13 protein-coding genes are annotated in these 19,010 nt (G+C 36.9%); 3 read left to right on the top strand and 10 right to left on the bottom strand.

The features are described from left to right. The first annotated feature begins 162 nt into the window (after positions 1–162). Positions 163–1,485 carry an alpha/beta hydrolase family protein gene (locus AC0VX1_RS04370; RefSeq protein ID WP_475470062.1) on the top strand — a complete coding sequence of 441 codons (1,323 nt, stop codon included), beginning with the start codon at positions 163–165 and terminating at the stop codon, positions 1,483–1,485. A gap of 82 nt (positions 1,486–1,567) precedes the next feature. Beyond that, on the top strand, positions 1,568–2,314 hold the full coding sequence (locus AC0VX1_RS04365; RefSeq protein ID WP_475470060.1) for a 4'-phosphopantetheinyl transferase family protein: 747 nt from the start codon (positions 1,568–1,570) through the stop codon (positions 2,312–2,314). Positions 2,315–2,718: 404 nt separating this feature from the next. Here the strand turns inward: AC0VX1_RS04365 and AC0VX1_RS04360 are convergent, their stop codons facing one another. From AC0VX1_RS04360 to AC0VX1_RS04350, 3 genes are all read right to left on the bottom strand, one after another. Further along, positions 2,719–3,969: an MFS transporter gene (locus tag AC0VX1_RS04360; RefSeq protein WP_098864962.1), complete on the bottom strand. Its 1,251-nt coding sequence runs from the start codon at positions 3,967–3,969 to the stop codon at positions 2,719–2,721. 24 nt (positions 3,970–3,993) lie between these two features. Beyond that, positions 3,994–8,097 carry a non-ribosomal peptide synthetase family protein gene (locus AC0VX1_RS04355; protein WP_475470058.1) on the bottom strand — a complete coding sequence of 1,368 codons (4,104 nt, stop codon included), beginning with the start codon at positions 8,095–8,097 and terminating at the stop codon, positions 3,994–3,996. A gap of 126 nt (positions 8,098–8,223) precedes the next feature. Beyond that, positions 8,224–9,252: a hypothetical protein gene (locus AC0VX1_RS04350; RefSeq protein WP_034315208.1), complete on the bottom strand. Its 1,029-nt coding sequence runs from the start codon at positions 9,250–9,252 to the stop codon at positions 8,224–8,226. Positions 9,253–10,636: 1,384 nt separating this feature from the next. On the opposite strand from AC0VX1_RS04350, the gene AC0VX1_RS04345 reads away from it, so the two are divergent. Then, positions 10,637–10,765, top strand: a complete 129-nt coding sequence (locus AC0VX1_RS04345; RefSeq protein ID WP_268936504.1) for a hypothetical protein — start codon at positions 10,637–10,639, stop codon at positions 10,763–10,765. 296 nt (positions 10,766–11,061) lie between these two features. On the opposite strand, the gene AC0VX1_RS04340 is transcribed toward AC0VX1_RS04345, so the two are convergent. The 7 genes from AC0VX1_RS04340 to AC0VX1_RS04310 form a co-directional block, all read right to left on the bottom strand. Further along, positions 11,062–12,561: a sodium:solute symporter family protein gene (locus AC0VX1_RS04340; RefSeq protein WP_475470055.1), complete on the bottom strand. Its 1,500-nt coding sequence runs from the start codon at positions 12,559–12,561 to the stop codon at positions 11,062–11,064. Further along, entirely contained in the window at positions 12,558–12,758 is a 201-nt protein-coding gene (locus AC0VX1_RS04335; RefSeq protein WP_096340270.1) for a DUF3311 domain-containing protein, read from the bottom strand. Before AC0VX1_RS04335 ends, AC0VX1_RS04340 begins: the two co-directional genes overlap by 4 nt. A 12-nt stretch (positions 12,759–12,770) precedes the next feature. Continuing rightward, entirely contained in the window at positions 12,771–13,958 is a 1,188-nt protein-coding gene (locus tag AC0VX1_RS04330) for an amidohydrolase (RefSeq protein WP_475470053.1), read from the bottom strand. Between the two features lie 176 nt (positions 13,959–14,134). Continuing rightward, positions 14,135–15,433 carry a hypothetical protein gene (locus AC0VX1_RS04325; protein WP_403187324.1) on the bottom strand — a complete coding sequence of 433 codons (1,299 nt, stop codon included), beginning with the start codon at positions 15,431–15,433 and terminating at the stop codon, positions 14,135–14,137. Between the two features lie 946 nt (positions 15,434–16,379). Next, a complete protein-coding gene (locus tag AC0VX1_RS04320; protein ID WP_475470051.1) occupies positions 16,380–16,811 on the bottom strand; it encodes an LbetaH domain-containing protein in 432 nt (143 codons plus the stop codon). Between the two features lie 378 nt (positions 16,812–17,189). After that, positions 17,190–17,357: a YjcZ family sporulation protein gene (locus AC0VX1_RS04315; RefSeq protein WP_475470049.1), complete on the bottom strand. Its 168-nt coding sequence runs from the start codon at positions 17,355–17,357 to the stop codon at positions 17,190–17,192. A gap of 137 nt (positions 17,358–17,494) precedes the next feature. Next, positions 17,495–18,799, bottom strand: coding sequence for a hypothetical protein (locus AC0VX1_RS04310; protein ID WP_475470047.1), 1,305 nt, complete (start codon positions 18,797–18,799; stop codon positions 17,495–17,497). Positions 18,800–19,010: the final 211 nt, after the last annotated feature.

Here is a 19,010-nt window from a genome sequence, read left to right as displayed (position 1 = left end):
TCCTCTTAACAGCCACAATTGCCACCCTATTTAAAAGGATACAACGGAGAAATACATGCAACTACAAGGGAAAATATTGGAATTACATATTGAAACTTACTTATAATGAAGACGGATATCCAATGACTGAGTCTAATTATTTTAAGAAAGGAACTGGCTCAAATGAAAAAAAATTTGTCGATTATATGTATTATCATAAGTGCTGCTTTATTAATGGCTGGTTGCAGAACCAAGGACGAGGTACAGGTGGAAGAGAAATCGAAGGAAGTGAGCTCATTGAACGCTATTGAAGGCAGATGGGAAGGAGATATTAAAATCCCAAATCAACCGCTTCCAATCATTGTTCATTTTACGAAGAAAGATGGAACGATAAGTATTCCTGTACAAGGGTTGAATGAATTCCCCTTAACAAGTGTAAGGTTAAGTGAATCAGACTTGTTTTTTGATATGAAAATCCAAAACCAGCAAATTACGTTTGATGGGAAAGTAAATCAGGATAAGATTTCAGGAACATTCGTTCAAAAAGGGCAAGCCTTCCCCTTTGAATTGCTCAAGAAATCCGATCAGGCAGTTGAAGAAAAAGAATCAGGTGAAATCGTGCAGGCCGACTTAAAGAACGGAACCATTAAAGGCCTTTTAGAAACACCAAAACATGAAGGGCCTTTTCCTGTGATGATTATAATTGCGGGTTCCGGGCCGACCGATAAAGATGGTAACACCATTGCAAATCCCGGAAAAAATAATAGTTTGAAAATGTTAGCCGAAAGTCTTGCTGAAAAAGGGATTGCAAGCATCAGGTATGATAAGCGCGGAATTGGTGAAAATATGAAATTGGCAGGAAAAGAAAAGAACCTGAGATTTGAACAGTATATTGATGATGCAGCTGCCTGGGTCCAATTTGCCAAAAAGGATGGCCGTTTTTCCAAAGTCGGCATCATCGGCCATAGCGAAGGCTCGTTAATTGGAATGGCAGCCGCAAAGAAAACAGAAACAGACATATTCATTTCATTGGCGGGTGCAGGTGAACCTATTGACCAAGTTCTCATCAAACAGCTTGAAGAGCAGCTTGCACCGGCGTTATTAACGGAATCCAAAGATATTCTGGCAAAGCTAAAACAAGGAAAACAAGTCGAGACTGTCAGTGCTGATCTGCAAAGTGTATTCCGCCCCTCTGTTCAGCCTTACATGATTTCTTGGATTCAATATAACCCGCTAGAATCAGTAAAGGAACTGTATATCCCTGTTCTAATCGTAAACGGCAATAGAGACATTCAAGTGCCGGCAACTAATGCAAAAGCGTTACATGAGGAAAAAGGCGATTCAGAATTACTTATAATCGAAAAGATGAATCATGTATTGAAAGAAGCCCCTGCAGATCGAGCAGGAAATTTAGCAACCTATACAAATCCTGAACTGCCATTATCCTCTGGATTGGTGAGTGGAATCATTGAATTTTTAAACAAAAATGACATCACCAGAAATTGAGAATTGTGTCTCCCCCGGGTTTGCAAAGATCACTCAAATGATTCTCGCGCCTACAATATTAAGGTAAATAAGGAGATCAAAATTGAAAATTATCGCTTTAAAATTACCAATTGATTTGAATGAAAATACTTATGAAGAAATGCTCAATTTGTGTCCTCGACAAAGACAATTGAGCATACACAAATTACAAAAGATAAAGGATAAATACCGTTCTTTATTTGGGGAGCTATTAGCCAAGTGGTGCATAAGTGACAGTTTAAAAGATTCGTTTCAAAATATCCAATTTGTCTTAGGTGAAAATGGGAAACCCCATCTAGCAGGAGGAAGAATTCACTTTAATATTTCCCATTCAGGTGATTGGGTTGTTGTTGGCATTCATAATGATTCCATCGGCGTTGATATAGAAGAGGTCAAAGATTTCAACATCTATGAAATTGCCAAAAGTACTTTTAGCAGTGAAGAACTAATGTATTTAATTAAATCACCCAAAGCTAATCAAATCGAAATTTTCTTTAAAATGTGGACGCTGAAGGAAAGCTGGTTAAAATGTATAGGTTCAGGTTTTTTGGTTCCCCCAAATACTTTTTCAATCTTGAAAAGAAGGAATCGTTATAGTTTAGAAATACCAACTGAGGAATTTTCAAAACTAAAAACACTAGGTTTAAAAATTGGAAATACGTCTAACTATCGTTTTAAGTTGTATCATCTTGGGCCTGGGTATCCCATAAGTGTTTGTATTAATAACGGAAATGAAAATCATTTCGAATTCCCTGATAATATCGATATTATAGAATTGAATAGTTTAATGAATGAGTTGAAAGCACTTTAAATAACTTTAAATATTTAGAAGTTTTAAAGCGTCGTTCATGATTTTCCCTGAAGCCGGGAAATGGGCACTTTATCATGGAAACCATTGCCGAAGAACAAACGGTAAGCCCTATTTGTTTTCAACTTCTTCAATTGTTTTCGCCTCGCTGAATGGAATCATATTAATAAAGCATCGTCATCACCTCAAGCTTTATTCATTCTATTTTAAAAAAATGAAGACTTTAGGCAATTTTATCTAAATGGCAAAACAATGTTGAGTGGAACGTAAGGTGCGAGACGCCTGCAGGAAAAGCGAGTGCCTGGCGTGGAAATCAAAGTTCAAAATGTGCAACCGAAAAAAATGTAGACAAACTCAAATTCCATCGAGTTTGTCTACATCCCGAGGCAGAATGTTTCTGCCTTTTTTTATATTTTCTCCGATATACTCTGTCCAACTTTTGAATTATAAGCTAATATACTTTTTTGAAAGAGCATGAAAAATAGGAAAGCGCTTATTAAGGAAGAAAAAGCAGCGACCAGAAAAGCTCCCTCATGCCGAATCAATGGTACAAATGCTAGTAACTGTGGAGCAAATATTCGACTTATTGAATAGCGTATATTTGCCGCAGCAAAGTACTGTGCTTTTTGGTTAGCAGGCGCAATGCCAGCAATGTAAGAATCCTGTGTACTAACAACAAGTAATTCAGCTATTGTAAGGATTAAGACTCCTATAAAAAAACCTATATAGTTTTGTGAAAAACCAAAGATAACCATGGAGAAAGCATACAAAATACTGGAACCTACAAACCCAAAACGGGTGCTATACTTTGAAGAAAGCCTAGCCGCCATGCTGCCTAAAATAATGACCAAAATCCCATTCGTCATTAACAAAGAAGCATAGTTTTGAGAAGCATTAATCGTAAAACCGAATATTGATGTACTTTCAGATAAACGATCTAGTAAAGTTGACGGAAGCAATATTTCTAACTGCATGAAAGCTTGAGCTGCAAATACACTGGCAACAACAAAAATTAAAAGACGTTTATCTTTTCCTATAAGCACTACTGCTTTTGTAAACTTACCATTTGCATTCATTCTTTCTTCATTACCTAATTTTCTATCATCCTGAAATTCCGGAGTTTTCCATAGTGATATATATACTAAAGTCAGTACAGATACCAAGGATGTTCCAATAAACCAAATAGGCATGGAATCAAATATAAAACTTCCTATAAGTGGACCAAGCGTCACCGCAACATTAAATATCTGGTAGGTGAATACATAAGCTTTTTTTTGTTCCTTTTCATCGAGCCAATCAGATATATAAGCTCTTCCTGCGGGTATATATGAAGAATAAGCTATACTCATTAAACCGAAGCTGCCAAACACCATTATATTGCTTCCAGCTATTCTTCCAATGATAAATAATATAGTCGCAACCAGAAAACCTATACTTGAAGATATCATCATAGGTTTTCTTCCTATCCTATCTGCAAAGATTCCACCCCAAATACCTGATATTACACCCAATACTGAAATTATGGCTAAAGCAAAAGATGCTAGGTAAGGGTTCCAGGCATCGTTTAAATATAAAACAATAAATGGAAATAGCATATAAAATAAAGTGTTTTGAATACCCTCAGCAAAAAATCTCCAACGCATATGATTTTTTTTCATACTAAAAACCCTTTTTCCTTAGATTTATACATACCTTATAGATGCAACTTGTTCCATAATAATCTTAGCAACATTTTCAGCATTTGGAGATTTATAGATCGTAAAATGTTGAGCTGGAACTGAACGCACTGTTAGTTCCCCAGCCAAGTAATTTTCCCAACCCACAGTGGTATCCTGCTCATTTTCTTCAGCTCGTATAAACAGAACTTTTCCATAAAAAGCTCCTGATATATTGTAACGATGAATAGCGACATTATTTGCTTCCCAAATTCCCAAGCCGCTCTTAACATCCTCAACTTCTGCGTCCATATGGAGATGACCGCCATCTTTTCCTAAGTTTAAAAGGAATTCCAATAGTTCCCCTTTGTCCATATGGGTTAACTCATCCGGATTAAACTTATCATTAGCTCCATTTGTAAACTTTAATGCATATGATTTAACAAACTCCATTTTGTCGAAATCACGGGCTTTACTGAAATGACAGTCTAATAATGTTAATAAACCAACGTCTCTTCCTTCAGCCTCAAAGGAACGAGCTATTTCATAAGCCACATTACCACCGAACGAATAACCTGTAATATAATATGGCCCTTCATCTTGAACAGATAGAATATAAGAAGCATATCGTTTAGCCATATTTAATAAATCATCTTCATATTTATCACTTTCAGGAATCTCCGCACTTTCAATTCCCCAGACGTCAAACATTTCATTTAATTCCGCAGCCATTTCTTTATAACACCAAAGTGCTCCGCCAGCTGGGTGAATAAACCATATTTTTTGACGGTTCTCAGCTGGTGAGACGTGTACTACGCCATTAGGTTTAATGGAATTTGTTATAACATGAGCTATTCCTTGTATAGTGGGATAATCAAATACAATTGATACTGGCAAAGTTAGCTCGAATTGTTTATTTAGTAGAGCAATAAATTTCATGGCCAATAACGAATGTCCACCTATTTCAAAAAAGTTACTATTTATATTGTCGTCTGAGTTTCTGAAGATATCCTTCCATATGTTCTGAACTTTCATCAATGTTTCTTTATCCGCATGATAGTTTTTGTCATTTTTCAATGTTGTAGCTTCAATACTATTTTCCTGGATTTCAAATTTAGTGGTTTCATCAGCTATTCTTTGCATTTGAGAGATCCATTCTTGCTTCACTTCCGAGATTACATGATCCGTAAACAAATCGTTACAATATTCTATTGTGAATGTTGAATTCTCTCCATCATGTTCTATGATGAAACTAAGATCGCATTTGGAAGTATCACTTAAAACCGATTCCATCTTAAATTGAGTATAGGGTTGTTTTTTCAAAAATCTATTATATACAAACATAACTTGAAATAGGGGCCGATAGTCACTACTTCTACTCTTCAGAACAGCAGGAATAATTTTTTCAATGGGAATATGCTCGTACTTTATTATCTCGGCATAATCCTGTGCAATTTTTTCGGAAATACTTTTTAATGTAGCATCCTCAGTAAAGTTTATTCTAAACGGAACAACATTAACATAATTCCCAATCGCTTCAAAATCCTGTTCGTAGGTTCTATTTGCTACTGGTACCCCCATGCAAATATCCCGTTGACCACTCATTCTGGCAAGGACATAAGCTGCCATTGCTAGATGAATGGAGAATTCTGTAATTGATGTATTCTGACAAAAAGAAAGTATCTTTTGCTCTAGTTCTTTTGGCAGCGAAAACTTTATATGATTACCATTTATTGTTTGGGTACTCCCCTTCATCATACTTGTTGAGAATCTTGATTGATTTGGAATCTGTTCTAGATACTCCTTCCAAAATTTAAGACCCTCACTAAAATCCATTGAGTTTTGATGATGTGCAAATTGGAAGAATGCAGCATTCATTTCCGTATTTTCCACTAGATCGGTTCCAATAAGTTCATGCAACTCATCTACAAATAACTGAGAGGACCAACCATCAACTATTAGATGATGGAAAGTTAATAATAAATATTCCGCCTTGTCAGTACTAAATAATGAGGCACGAAATCCTCCCTTATTTAATTCAAACTTCCTTTCTGCTTCAGTTTGAATTTCTTCTCTTAAGCCCGTTTCCTCAACTGAACGTTCACTTATTTCGGAATTCAGCGTACTGTCATATTTCTGTATATATTCACCATTGTTAGTTAATATAATTCGTGATGATAAAATCGGATGTCTTCTTCGTAAATAGGAAATTGCTTTTTTTATTTTTGTAGTTTTACCTTTTTCAAAGTTTAACAGAAACGCTATATGATATTGAGATGCTCCTTTTTCTTGTTCAAAGAATAGTATTCCCTGTTGTCCCAACGATAATGGAGCTTCAAGATTAGCATCAAATTTTTGGTTTATCTTTTCCAATTTCTTAGGTTCTACAGTATTCTTGCCATTCTTTGAAATATTCTTTTTCAGATAATCTGCTTGTTTTCGAATTGTTGGATACAAGAAGACAAATCCATGTGTTAACGAAAGTTGAAACTCAGCGGAAAGAAGGTTTGCGAGTCGAATTGCCAGTAAAGAATGCCCTCCCGCTGAGGCAAATGCAGTTGTAGCAGAATGAACTTTTTCTCCTAAGACATCTTCCCAAATATTCGCAATGACTTGCTCCCATTTATCATGAATTCCGCCAAAATCATTATTACTCCTAAAAGGTACTAAAGATAATTGCCGTCGATTCATTTTCCCATTCTCTAAATAAGGGAAACGATCCATCTGGACAAAAAAATTAGGAATCATATAAGAAGGCAAACGTTTTTCAATATAGCTTCTCAACCCAATCTCATCCCAAGACTCAGTATCACAACGTATATAAGCTACAAGCCATTGTTCTTCGACTTCTTCACGAACCTCTACAACTATGTCTTTAACGAAAGATACTTCTCGTATGGTTTCTTCAATTTCACCAAGTTCAATACGAAGTCCTCTTAACTTTATTTGTAAATCTTTACGACCTCGAAATTCGTAATGACCATCTTCTCTAATATGAACAAGATCTCCAGAGAGGTAAGACAATTGACCTGTAGAAGGACATATAACAAACTTTTCTTTTGTAGCATCGGGAAGACCAAAATAACCCAAGGCTAGACCCTCACCGGAAATCAGTAGTTCCCCTTCGCATCCAGTACCTAATAAATTCAACTCTTCATCCACAACATGTACTGAAGCATTATCGATTGGCTGTCCCAAATCGATTTCGCTATAAAGGTGATTTTCACCTGGCAAACAAACTCTATAAGTAGTATCAATAGCTGCTTCAGTAGGACCATATAGATTTATAATCGGTATTGGTAAATTCGTTTGGATTTTATTTACTAATGATGTTTGCAATGACTCACCACCGCAAAACAATAGGCGCAAGGATGTGAAATTGGATAATGACTCCTGTTCTGACAGTAATTTAAGTACAGTTGGTACAAACTGTACAACTGTTACTTTATGCCTTTTGATATCAGTTGCAATATCAAATGGGTTGGATGAACCGATAATCATAGTACCACCAGACGATAGTGGTGCAAATATCTCCCAAACAGAAGCATCGAATCCCGATGCAGTTTTTTGTAAAAATACATCATCTTCAGTCCAAGAAAATTCTTTTTGCATCCATTGCATATGATTGACAATGGCACGATGCGGAATAACTACACCTTTTGGTCGTCCTGTAGAGCCCGATGTGAAAATGATATAGGCAGGTGTTTCATTATTTATCAGAACCATTGGAGGATCTTCCGCCCTAATTTTAGAATGCTCCCTTAAATCTATTGAATTCCGATTAAAGGCTAAATCCTTAACGGAACCGTCAGTCATTAATACATTGACTTCTGCTTTTTCAATACAATACCTTAATCTGTCTAATGGATAAGAAGGGTCAAGTGGTACGTAAGCAGCACCCGCTTTTAGCGTTGCAAGCATGGCAGCTATTAATGAAATGGATCTTTCTGCTGCAATGGCGACCCGGTCTCCTTCGTTAATACCCTTTTTTGCAAGCAAATGGGCGAGAGCATTTGCCCAAGTATCCAATTCCTTATATGTTATAACCATATCTTTATCTTTTATTGCAATGCTATTGGGATATATAGTTACCATAAGTTCAAAAGCATTTTGAAGAAACCTATTATTCATAATAATTTAGCGTATTGGCAAATCAATAACGCTGTCCTCCTTTGGGCAACTTAGTATGTATTATAAAATTCAAAACTATTAGAGGAAACAAACCTGTCGGGAGCTAACTCCCGACAGATTTATTATTTATCCGTTTACAATGCAATCTGTACCATCTACATAATGCTCTTTATGTTCTTCTAAACTCCACAAATTAACGGTTTTCATTATCCAACGAGTTCTTTGCTTTTCCACATCCGTGATTTCTTCAACATCCTTACCATGAATTGAATGATTGTTTGACAAGGAAATGAATTCACCCGCCTTTAGTAGGTGCGGAGCCTTTAATTCATGTAGTAAAACTTTTATTTTATCTACAACTCCCTGGGCTTCTTCCGTAAGACCCACTGTCCGATTTTCAAAATATGCAATATCAAATTCTTCTTCATTCAATAGGATGGCGTGATTTTTTGCACGCCCTAATTCAGTACGATTACCATATGTCGATAAATCATCAAAAGGTGTATAGAAGAGTTCTTGACGCATCAAATTTAAATCAGAAGGATCAAGTTTCTGAATTAAATCAATATTTTTGACGAATGTTGTAAAGATTTGATTTCCTTCATAGGCCCTCATTGATAACATATTCACAAAATCAGGCCGAACGAAATGATTTGCTAAATCTTTATGGAATCCTAAAGCCACCAGTGCTTTTTGTGATTGTGTTTCTGATAAAGATTTCATGGGATAGATATCTTGAAAGACATCGCCATCATTTACATTTATATATCCAATAGCTGGCATTTCCATGACTTGAGCATAGAATTGAAGAAAACCTTCCCCAACATATGTTTTTTTAAGCTCCCTTTTTGATTGAACTGGTGATTCATGGTCAAAAATAGGAACATCTTTATCTATAGGGCAGTTTTGTAGGTATAAGTAAGGTTCTTCCTTCCAAATCCTATTACCGGCAGCTTTTATTTTTTCCACAATATCTTTTATTTCAACATCGTTTTCGACAATGTTTTCAATTTCTGAACGAAAGGAAGTGTAATCTTCATAAGGATTACATTTTAACTCCAAAAATTTATTTGTAAGAAGTTGATTCTCTGCATCTGTAAACACATAATCAACTTTTAATTTATTCTTCGTACTTGCATTAGTATCTACACCCATTAACTTAGCTCCAATTCTATTGATTTTATTTTTACGCAGTAAATCACTAAAGTCTAGATGTGAAAAAATCTAGCAATCTTCTGAATAATAGGGCCCTATTAATATGTAAATACGTAATATGATTGCTGGTGCTACCAAATTTTAACACGATAGTTTTCAGAATTCAACGAATGTTAAAAAAATACAACTTCTTGCTCATTACCACTCACATTAGAGCTTTCATTCTTAATATGGCAATGTCATGATTCGTCACTTTCTGAACACCTGGCATGGCAGTGTTACATGAGATCAAAAGGAGGATTTTGGTGTTTTATAACCTGATTTATGGTGATGGACCGCCTCGTTGATAACAGTTAAATCTTGAGAAATACAAGAAAATGCCTGAGCCTATATGTCATTAAGTCAGGGCATCTAAATCAACCGGGCATCGAATTTTTCTTCATTTTTTGAATATATGTAAGTAATGAAGAGTAAGTAGCATTCCTCTATTGAACTGATCGAGTAATGATCCTAAAACCCTGAGATCAGAAAAGCAACGTTGCGACTTCCTACCTAATTTGATCACCGTAAATGGAACAGGAACTTATGGACTGTAATTTTGAGTGGATAAAAGTAATCACCTATGTCATATTCCGTACTTCGGGTTAAAGAATTATGCCCCTTACCAAAATAGCAAGTGTTTATTGAGCCACGTAAAATAGCCCTCCTCCATATACATGGCATCAGTTGGCCATGGTGAACGATCCTGTTTCAACAAAATCGTACATCCAGAAAAACAATGGCAGGTAATCTAACAAAGAGGAAGATTTTGTATAAATTCATTAGTATAATTGATGAAATTACAATAAGGAAGGAAAGATCACTCATGCATGCTTTAAAAAAGAATGCCACATGTACCCTTGAAATCAGTTATCTGTATATACTGTTCTTTTTTTCAGAGCTACAAACCACTACCGCAAGCTTTTTAAAAATAAAGTAAGAATCATGTAATTAAAACCTCTTGAATGAACTATGTTAAAAGATCCTACGAACATTCCCTTACGATTATTTATCTTCATTATTAGCACTTTCAACCGTCATAACAGCCAATTTGTACGTCTTGTCTGTGCAAGATCCCTCAAAGGCGAAATGGCAATTCCCCTTACGGTTCCAGATTGATAAACTGGATGCCCGACAAGCGTTTTAAGACATTAACTCAGTCCTCTGTAACTCCATAGGGCTGAGCTTTTTTCAACAGGTAATGATTATTCTACCTATCCTCCCTACTGAGCTACCTTACTAGCCGTGAATGAAAAATATTACAAAGTTGTTCCTTACAAGTGAGAAACATAAGTTCTCCAAAAAAGGACAAACTGTATTTGAAAAAAGAAAGGAGATGTGAGACATGACAAAAAAATTCAATAAAGGCAGCGGTAACCAAAATTCGCCGCAATTACACGGACAAACCCCTGTTAGTGGGGACAACAGCAAAGGAAATAAAAGAAATAAAGATCAGAGCTCTAAATCAGAGTAACTAATGAAACAAACCGGTCATATTCAGACCGGTTTGTTTCATTGCAGGCACTATTCATTGTTAAAAAGAACAATTCTCAAAAGATCCCCTTCTAGCGATCATTGAATTATCCTGTGTACACTGGACCAACTTTGATTCCAAAAAGCCCAATTCATTAAAAGCGTTCCAAACTGTAAATGGAGTGCTGCAAAAACCGACCCCAGGAAAGTTTTAATTGGAAGGAATTCGTTTTACATATTTAAACCGGATGTGAATGTGAAAAATCATGTTGAGTTAGCTATTTGATTCTTTTTGCATTAGATCTTCTGCTCTAGTGCTGATGTCTCCAAATCATCAGTATCTTGATGAGTATAAGTAAAGTTTTTTGTCATCAAACTGACCACCACTAAAACAACAATGTTAACAAATAGGGCGATAATACCCACATTCAGGTCTTTTATTGCCTGAGGAAGATAAGGAAACAGTTGACCAATTTTTATATTCCCCAGTTCCATGATGGAAACTAGCACTCCTCCTGTTATAATCCCGGCAAATGCTCCATGTTTGGTTACAAAATTATTTCTCATCAAACTGGCGAAAAAGGCAGGAGCTAGTTGTGTGATGAAATTATAGGCGATTAACGCGAGACTAAAGAGGGTATTTCCACCCTGAAAGGTCAAGTATATTCCTAAAAGAGAAATAAGCGGAACCATGTATTTTACCAGTTTTGCAATCTGTTTTTCCGTTGCTGATGGAGTGAATACGCTATATACATTTTTCGAAAGCAACGTTGATATAGACATCAACAGCATGGAACATGGAACTAGAGCGGCTAACACGCCTGTACCACCGATTAAGCCCACAAACCATGGATCAAAATCCTGTTTAGAAAACTGCAGCAAGATTAGATCGGCGTCGCTTCCTTTTAATCCTGGTGTCTGTAAGATAGCGGCGAATCCAACAAAAAAGGCAAACAATAAAATCAATTGGTACAATGGCATTAGGATTGCATTTTTTCTTAAGGCTTTCTCGCTAGAGGCAGCATAAATAGGAGAAAACCCATGCGGCCACATATAAAATCCAATAGAGCTTAATATAACGGTCGATATATACCACGATACGCTCATTCCTTGATCTGGGAGTATGGTAAAGTTCGGCTTTGCCTGTTCAATGGCCTCATACATAGGCTGAAGCCCGCCATAATAATGCATGGGGAAATAAACCCCTAGAAATACGATAATGCCCAGAATGAGAATATCCTTCAAAATAGCTGTCCTGGCTGAGCCATGAATACCGGAAACCATTACAAAAATGGTAACACCTATTGCTCCAACCCAAATGGCAGCTGTAGAAGAGATTGCCCCATATGATGTTGCAAACACGATATATCCTAATCCCTTCAATTGCAGGACCAAGTAGCAAGTACAAGCTATAACACCTATAACCGCAACAAGTACACCAAGATAGGGACTTTGATATTTTTTTACAAAAAAATCAGATTGGGAAACTAATTGATGCTTCTTTGCATACCTCCAGATTGCCGGAAATGTCCAATAGGAGATGACTGTAGCCAGACAGCCATATGTGACAATACTAAAGATGGAACCACCTTCCCCATAAGCTGAGCCACTTGCACCTAAAAAGGTAAAGGTAGTATACATTTCACCTGCGGATAAAAGGAAAATCAAAAGGGCTCCCATTCCGCGGCCTCCAACCGACCATTGTTCCAAATTCATTTCTTTCCCTTTTTTAGCCTGGATACCGATCAAAACGGAAATGACGAAAAAAAACAGGATGAAAAGAACGGCAATATTCATCTTGAATCTCCCTTCTGATCAGCAGGATCCAGTAGATAAATAACCCACATTATACCTGTGGTTAGCACAGACCAGAGCACAATCCAAAAATGAAAAAATGGCATACCCAGAACATAGGGAGTCACTTTATTTGTAAACAAGGCGCCTACGATAAAACCAAGAAACGGGATAATTCCGAGCCAATATATTTTTTTCATTCTCTTAGCCCCCTAGTATGTTAGATTTAACATTTTTAAAGTCCCATGAACATATAACTTCACCCCATTTTGTAAAGCCTGTTCATCGACTGTAAATTTAGGATGATGGTGAGGATATATAATCCCTTTTTCTTCATTACGAGCCCCTATTCCAATATAAGTTCCTGGAACTACTTCTTGAAAAGCAGAGAAGTCTTCACTTCCCATAATTGGCTTTAAAATCTCTCGACTTTCTTCACCAAATATTTCACAAACCGTTTCGTCCATCAATCGGGTAACTTCTTCATCATTAATGGTAGGAGCATAACCAAACTGATAATCGAATTCATATGTAGCTCCATGTGCTTCAGTAATCCCTTTTACTATCCGTTCGATAAAATTCCGGATTTCTACCTGCAGCTGTGGATTAAAGCTTCGAACTGATCCACCAATGCTTACCTTACTTGGAATAACATTAATCGCACTTCCCCCATGGAACTGGGTCACTGAAATCACCAGAGCATCCTGGGCATCACGATACCGCGAAACAATGTGCTGGAGATTCGATACCACCTGTGTTCCAATTGCAATTGGATCGACGGTAAGTTCAGGTTGTGAGGCGTGCCCCCCTTTACCCACCAAGGTGATGTTAAAAGTATCGGCCCCAGCCATTATCGGACCGTAACCCAAACCAATTTTCCCAAAAGGAAGAGTCGACAAGAGATGGGTGCCAATGATCATATCAACCCCATCAAGCGCACCAGCCCTCACCATTTCTTGAGCTCCACCTGGCGGCAGTTCCTCAGCATGTTGAAATAAAAAACGCACCTCCCCTTTAATTTGCTCCTTTATCTGTGTAAAGATTTTTGCTGTTCCGAGCAGCATCGCCGTATGCCCATCATGTCCGCAAGCATGCATGACTCCTGAATTCTGTGACACAAAGTCAAAATCGTTTTCTTCTTCAATTGGAAGCGCATCCATATCTGCCCGAAGTGCAATGACCTTCCCAGGATGCTGACCGATCAAACGAGCCATTATACTCGTTTTTGTCGGACGTGAAATTTCCAATTCACCAAAAGTTTGCAGCTTTTCATAAACAAATTGTGCTGTTTTTTCCTCCTGAAAAGACAGCTCCGGATACTTATGTAAATATCTTCTCCAAGCAATCACTTCATCTTTAACGGCCTCGATCAAATCATGAATCATTATGGTTTGAGACATACGCTACAACCCCTTTTCGTTTGATTTTAAACAGCAACTCTTAATTTAGGTTAGTTTAAGGAAAAAATTCCTTAAATAGAGTATAATCTCATACAGTCTTCATTACAATATTTTTCGAAAATTCAAAACCGTTTTTCCCACACTAAAAAAGCACCCAAATTATGGGTGCCTGTAATTCATAATAATTGATAAATCTTACTCGGCCTTCCTCGGGTGGCATTAGCCTCTTCACCAACGCATTGTGCCAAATCAACTTCGCACATATCCGCAACAATTCGCCGTACATTGCGCTCTGTCATCTCTAGATGTGTCGCTAAGTCCTTTGTAGTAAAATCACTCCAGCCCATTCTTTGAACAAGCGCCGATATCTTCTTATACGTTTTAACACTGATATTTCCGTTTTTCAACTTTTCTATAAGGGGTTTATTATGGGTACGGGTATCATATTGCAGTTCTTTCTTTTTGCCTGGTGATTCGATTATTTTGCCATCATCTTGAATAATCACAATTTCTCGCTTTTTCATCTCTTTTGAATGTTGAATAGCACGAAAAGCATTGATTTCCGCCGAATAGGCAGTCTCGCCGAAGCCAATTCCAACTGCAACGGTTGTATCTGCTTCAAAAGCCAATTTTTCAATCGTTTCTTCGAGCGTAATGATTTCTCGTTCAATTGCGCCGCGAGAACTAAAAATCATGTATCTTCCATTCCCTTTCTCTGAAAAGGAACCATTTATTTTTTCACCAAGTTGAATCAACATTTCTTTTAGCCGAAGCTCCAAGTACTGTAAATGATATGGAGTTTTCATTTCCTCTGCCACTTTATTAAAATATTCGACTTCAATGATTTCGACTCCGATTTGTGTATCCTTAAAGTAGGATGCCTTTACTTTTTCAGAAAGAATTCGAAGAGTTTGCCTCACTTCCATCTTACTCATCGACATACGGTAGGCTGGAATGCCCAATTCCCTTAAAGCTTCACACACGGAAGGAAAACAAGAAAAAGCGCCTTCTGTCTTTCCCGTATTCCATAAATCCAAGTGAAAATGTACCAATTCATCCGTATCAACATCTGTCTCAAACACTTTCGTATAAATCTTTTGGGTTTTTATATTCAACTGTGACAAAGCTTCTTCGCTAATATTATTTGAGGACATAGTATCGATACTTAGATGCTCAATGATTTTCCCTTGTTCATAGATCATCTCTAAAAAGGATTTATAAAAACCAGATTCCGTAGCTGGGACATGGACCATTATTTTATCTGTACATAGGGTTTTTCCCGCAATTTCATAGGGAAGTGGACCAGAAAAAAGCCATGCATGTACATGTGAATCATGTTCCTTTACAATATTCTCTACCTCTTCGGTCCTTACATAGGGCAAAGAGATGAATTCCAACTCATGTTTATATTCTTCTGCCGCGGCTAAAATTTGTTCTATAGAAGTTTTTAGACCGACAAGTCCGATTTTATACATCCAGTAATCGACTTCCTTTACCATCTGTAATAGATTCATTGTTATTTGTAGAATATCCTGGTTTAATCCAAGTCATGATATGTAATCCTAATTCTTCTGCTGTCTAACTATTGTTTCAATTTGTATGAGCCCTTGTTTTTATTTTTTTGTTACCTCTTGATCATATCAGCAGCAAAAAGAAAAATGTGTAGCCAAGGCTTTAATATATAGTTGCATTCATACCCACGCCAAATTTTTTTCTCTTATGTCTCATTTTATCATGCAACATGAAGGAAAAATACGTTGTATTCGTTATTCATCTATAATCACTGCACGGATAAATATAGTTAATGTATGTACCTTAAAGTGGGATATAAAAGTTATTTAATAGTTTAATTATGTTTTTTAAAATAGGTGTTTTGAAGAAATATTGTTGCTTTATTTTATAGACGCTTCTCTAGGGTGCCCAATCAAACTCATTAAATAGCATAATATACTTTAGGCTAGGGGGAGTTATATAAGCCCCTAATATGAATGCAAAACAAAGAAGGGGATAGGGCCGCCTTCCAGTCACATCATCTCTTTAAGTTTATTATTTTGTTAACAACTTTTATTCGGAACATCTCCTCTTAGGTACGATTATAATGTCCGCCCATAACAATAAAAAAGCTGCCTCAATGACAGCTTCGCATTTCTGGAATCCTCTACGAATGACCCGATCCAGCCATACTTATTACTGGTCATAGGCAAATCCACAGGAGCAACGTTTTTTCCCAAATAACAGGTGATAAGATGCGGGGAATTCATGATTGACCCGTTGAACTTCAAGTGCAAATTCCTTACTATCTTTAGGCACTGTTGAAAGTGCATCCGCTTTTTGTGAATCAATATTAGCTCCTGGCGGTACAAACCTACCAGGCGGTATTCGAACGCCATTCGTTACTACTGCATTATAAGAAATAACTTCCTACAATTGCCCAATGGATTTAAAACTAACAAATACCTTATCTGCAATATAACAAGGCCCATGGACAATCGCACCATGAGCAATGGTCACTTCATTTCCAATGAATATTGAATAGCCATTTGTCCCAACTGAAATCCTTTTATTGAATAACCCATGTAAAATTACTCCGTCCTGTATATTTGAATTGGATCCTATATAAAAAGGAGTTCCTTCATCCGCACGTATACTTACATTAGGCGGCGCTACATAGACATTGTTACGAATGGTAACATCACCTATGACACTGGAAAACTGACTGACAAATGCTGTTTTATCAATTTTAGGAAAGCATTGAACAGGATTTAATGAAGTAATGGGGGTGGGGCTTATAAATGGTTCAAAACAGTGAGAATGGATATTGGAAGAGGCGTTTGAGCCTTTTTTTTCACCCAAGCAATTACCTCCCTCACAATCTATCGGGCTTAATTATTTTATGCAGGAAGATGGGTGGCGAAAGGGCTATCATTCAGGTATCCATCCCTTTCCTGCAGTACAGACGATAGAATTTTTTAGTCTTTGCCTTGGTATAGAAATAGATATTTCGCGTGTTAGAAACTAAGGATAATACCTATCGATCCTGTTATGCACCTGCGAGTTTGTAAATCAACCAAAAGAATCACGAAGTTTCTTCGCCACTGGGGATCTAAAACGTGAAAATATACCACAATCAATACAGATATCAATGGAATTAAAAAGAATGACCCCTTTTAAACAAAGATCATCCTCCTTAAACTAGCCTTATTTACTCTGTTCGTTACAGCGGGTGAGCTTTTAGCAGAAACCGCCATATTCTTGGACCGCCCCATTACCGCTACCATAACAAGTAGCTCCAACAATGATTAAGAGTATAAACAATACGACTATAAAAGCAAAACCTCCACCAAATCCACCAACACCGTTATCAGAATCACAATTTGATTGATGACCACAATTTGACAATAGAAACATCTCCTTCTTTGTTTTAAGGAGAAATTAATTAAATGGGTTCCTTTACTTTATGTTCTAATTGGGATATTGGCACAATAATCTCACCGGAACCGAATTTCATTTACGTGAATACTAAGAACGCTGAGGTGTTACTTTTTTAACATATAAATTTTACGAGGTCTTCCCCGAGGTGATTGAAGTTCTTCTCCTTTGTACTCCACTAAACCGCTTTCACTCAAACCACTCATGATTCTCTGGGCATTTCGAACGGTCATGGTTAAATGGGAAGCTAAGTCCGAGGAAGTGAAGCCGTCCCAGCCCATACGATCGATCAATGCTTCAATCTTTTTATACGTTTTTACACTAATGTTGGCCTGATTCAATTTATCCAGCAGTTCTTTATCATTAGAACGGAAGGTGTATGCCAATTGTTCTTCTTGACCTACGGATTCAATCATTACACCATCTTCCTGGATAACAACAATTCCAGAACTTTCTTTCTTTTTTGAATGACGGATCGCCTTGCGGGCATTGATTTCTGCCGATGCTGCCGTTTCACCAAAACCAATGCCGACTGCAACAGAAACATCCATCTCAAGGGCCAGTTGTTGAACAGTACTTCGCAGGCTGCCAATTTCCCGTTCAATGGCCTTTCGTGAACTAAATATTTGATAGCGTCCGTTTCCATTTTCGATGAGGGATCCATCTAATTTTTCGCAAAATGTAAGCAATGTTTGTTTAATCTTAAGCTCCAAATGCTGCAGATGGTAACGAATATTAACCTCGTCAACAAATTGATCAAACTGATCAATTTCAATGATTTCGACACCTATCTGGCTATCCTTGAAATAAGTACTTTTTGCCTTTTCAATTAAAATCTTGACCGCTTGCCGAATTTCCATTTTGGTCATATTAATTTTGTAGACAGGAACACTTTCCTTCTTCAAGGCCTCATAAACAGATTGTAAAACGGTAAGGACACCATGTACCTCCCCTTCCCTCCACAACTGAAGATGAAATTGGACAATTTCTTGATAATCATATTGTTCATCAAATGTTTTTACATAAATATGTTCAGTGGAAATCCCCAGCTCTTGCAGCGACTCATGAAGAAAAAAGTCTTCCAATCGAATCATATCGATGGACAACTTATCGAAAAAATGTTTTTGATCTGCAGACATTTGTAATAAACATCGATATAAACTAGATCCTACAGGGGGACAATATGTAAAATTAGCCTCTGAATCCAACATTCCTTTTGCTATTCTATAAGGTACCGGTCCAGAGAAAAACCAACCATTTACTGTACTTTGATGTTTTTTTATTATGTCCGTCACCTCACGTGCATCTTCATATGAAAAATCAATAAAATCTATTTCATGTTCAAATTCATTAGTGACATCCCGAATTTTCTTTAAAGATGAAAGTGGACCAACAACCCCAATTTTATACAAGTTTATTTCACCCCTACATCATACTATTCGTTTTATTATATCAAAATAACCAACCCTAACAGGGAATAAAAATGATATCCAAATATACAAGCATGGTAAGAACCGTTTGACATGAATAAACGGTGCTCCTTAATATGGTTTACTTATCTATCGTAAGTTCAAGAATGGCAGGATTTAATCATTCAATGATTTCGCATTCCATTGTTTACTT

The organism is Peribacillus sp. QJM3NY_7, from assembly GCF_056173225.1.
This window is presented reverse-complemented; position numbering and strand designations above follow the sequence as displayed.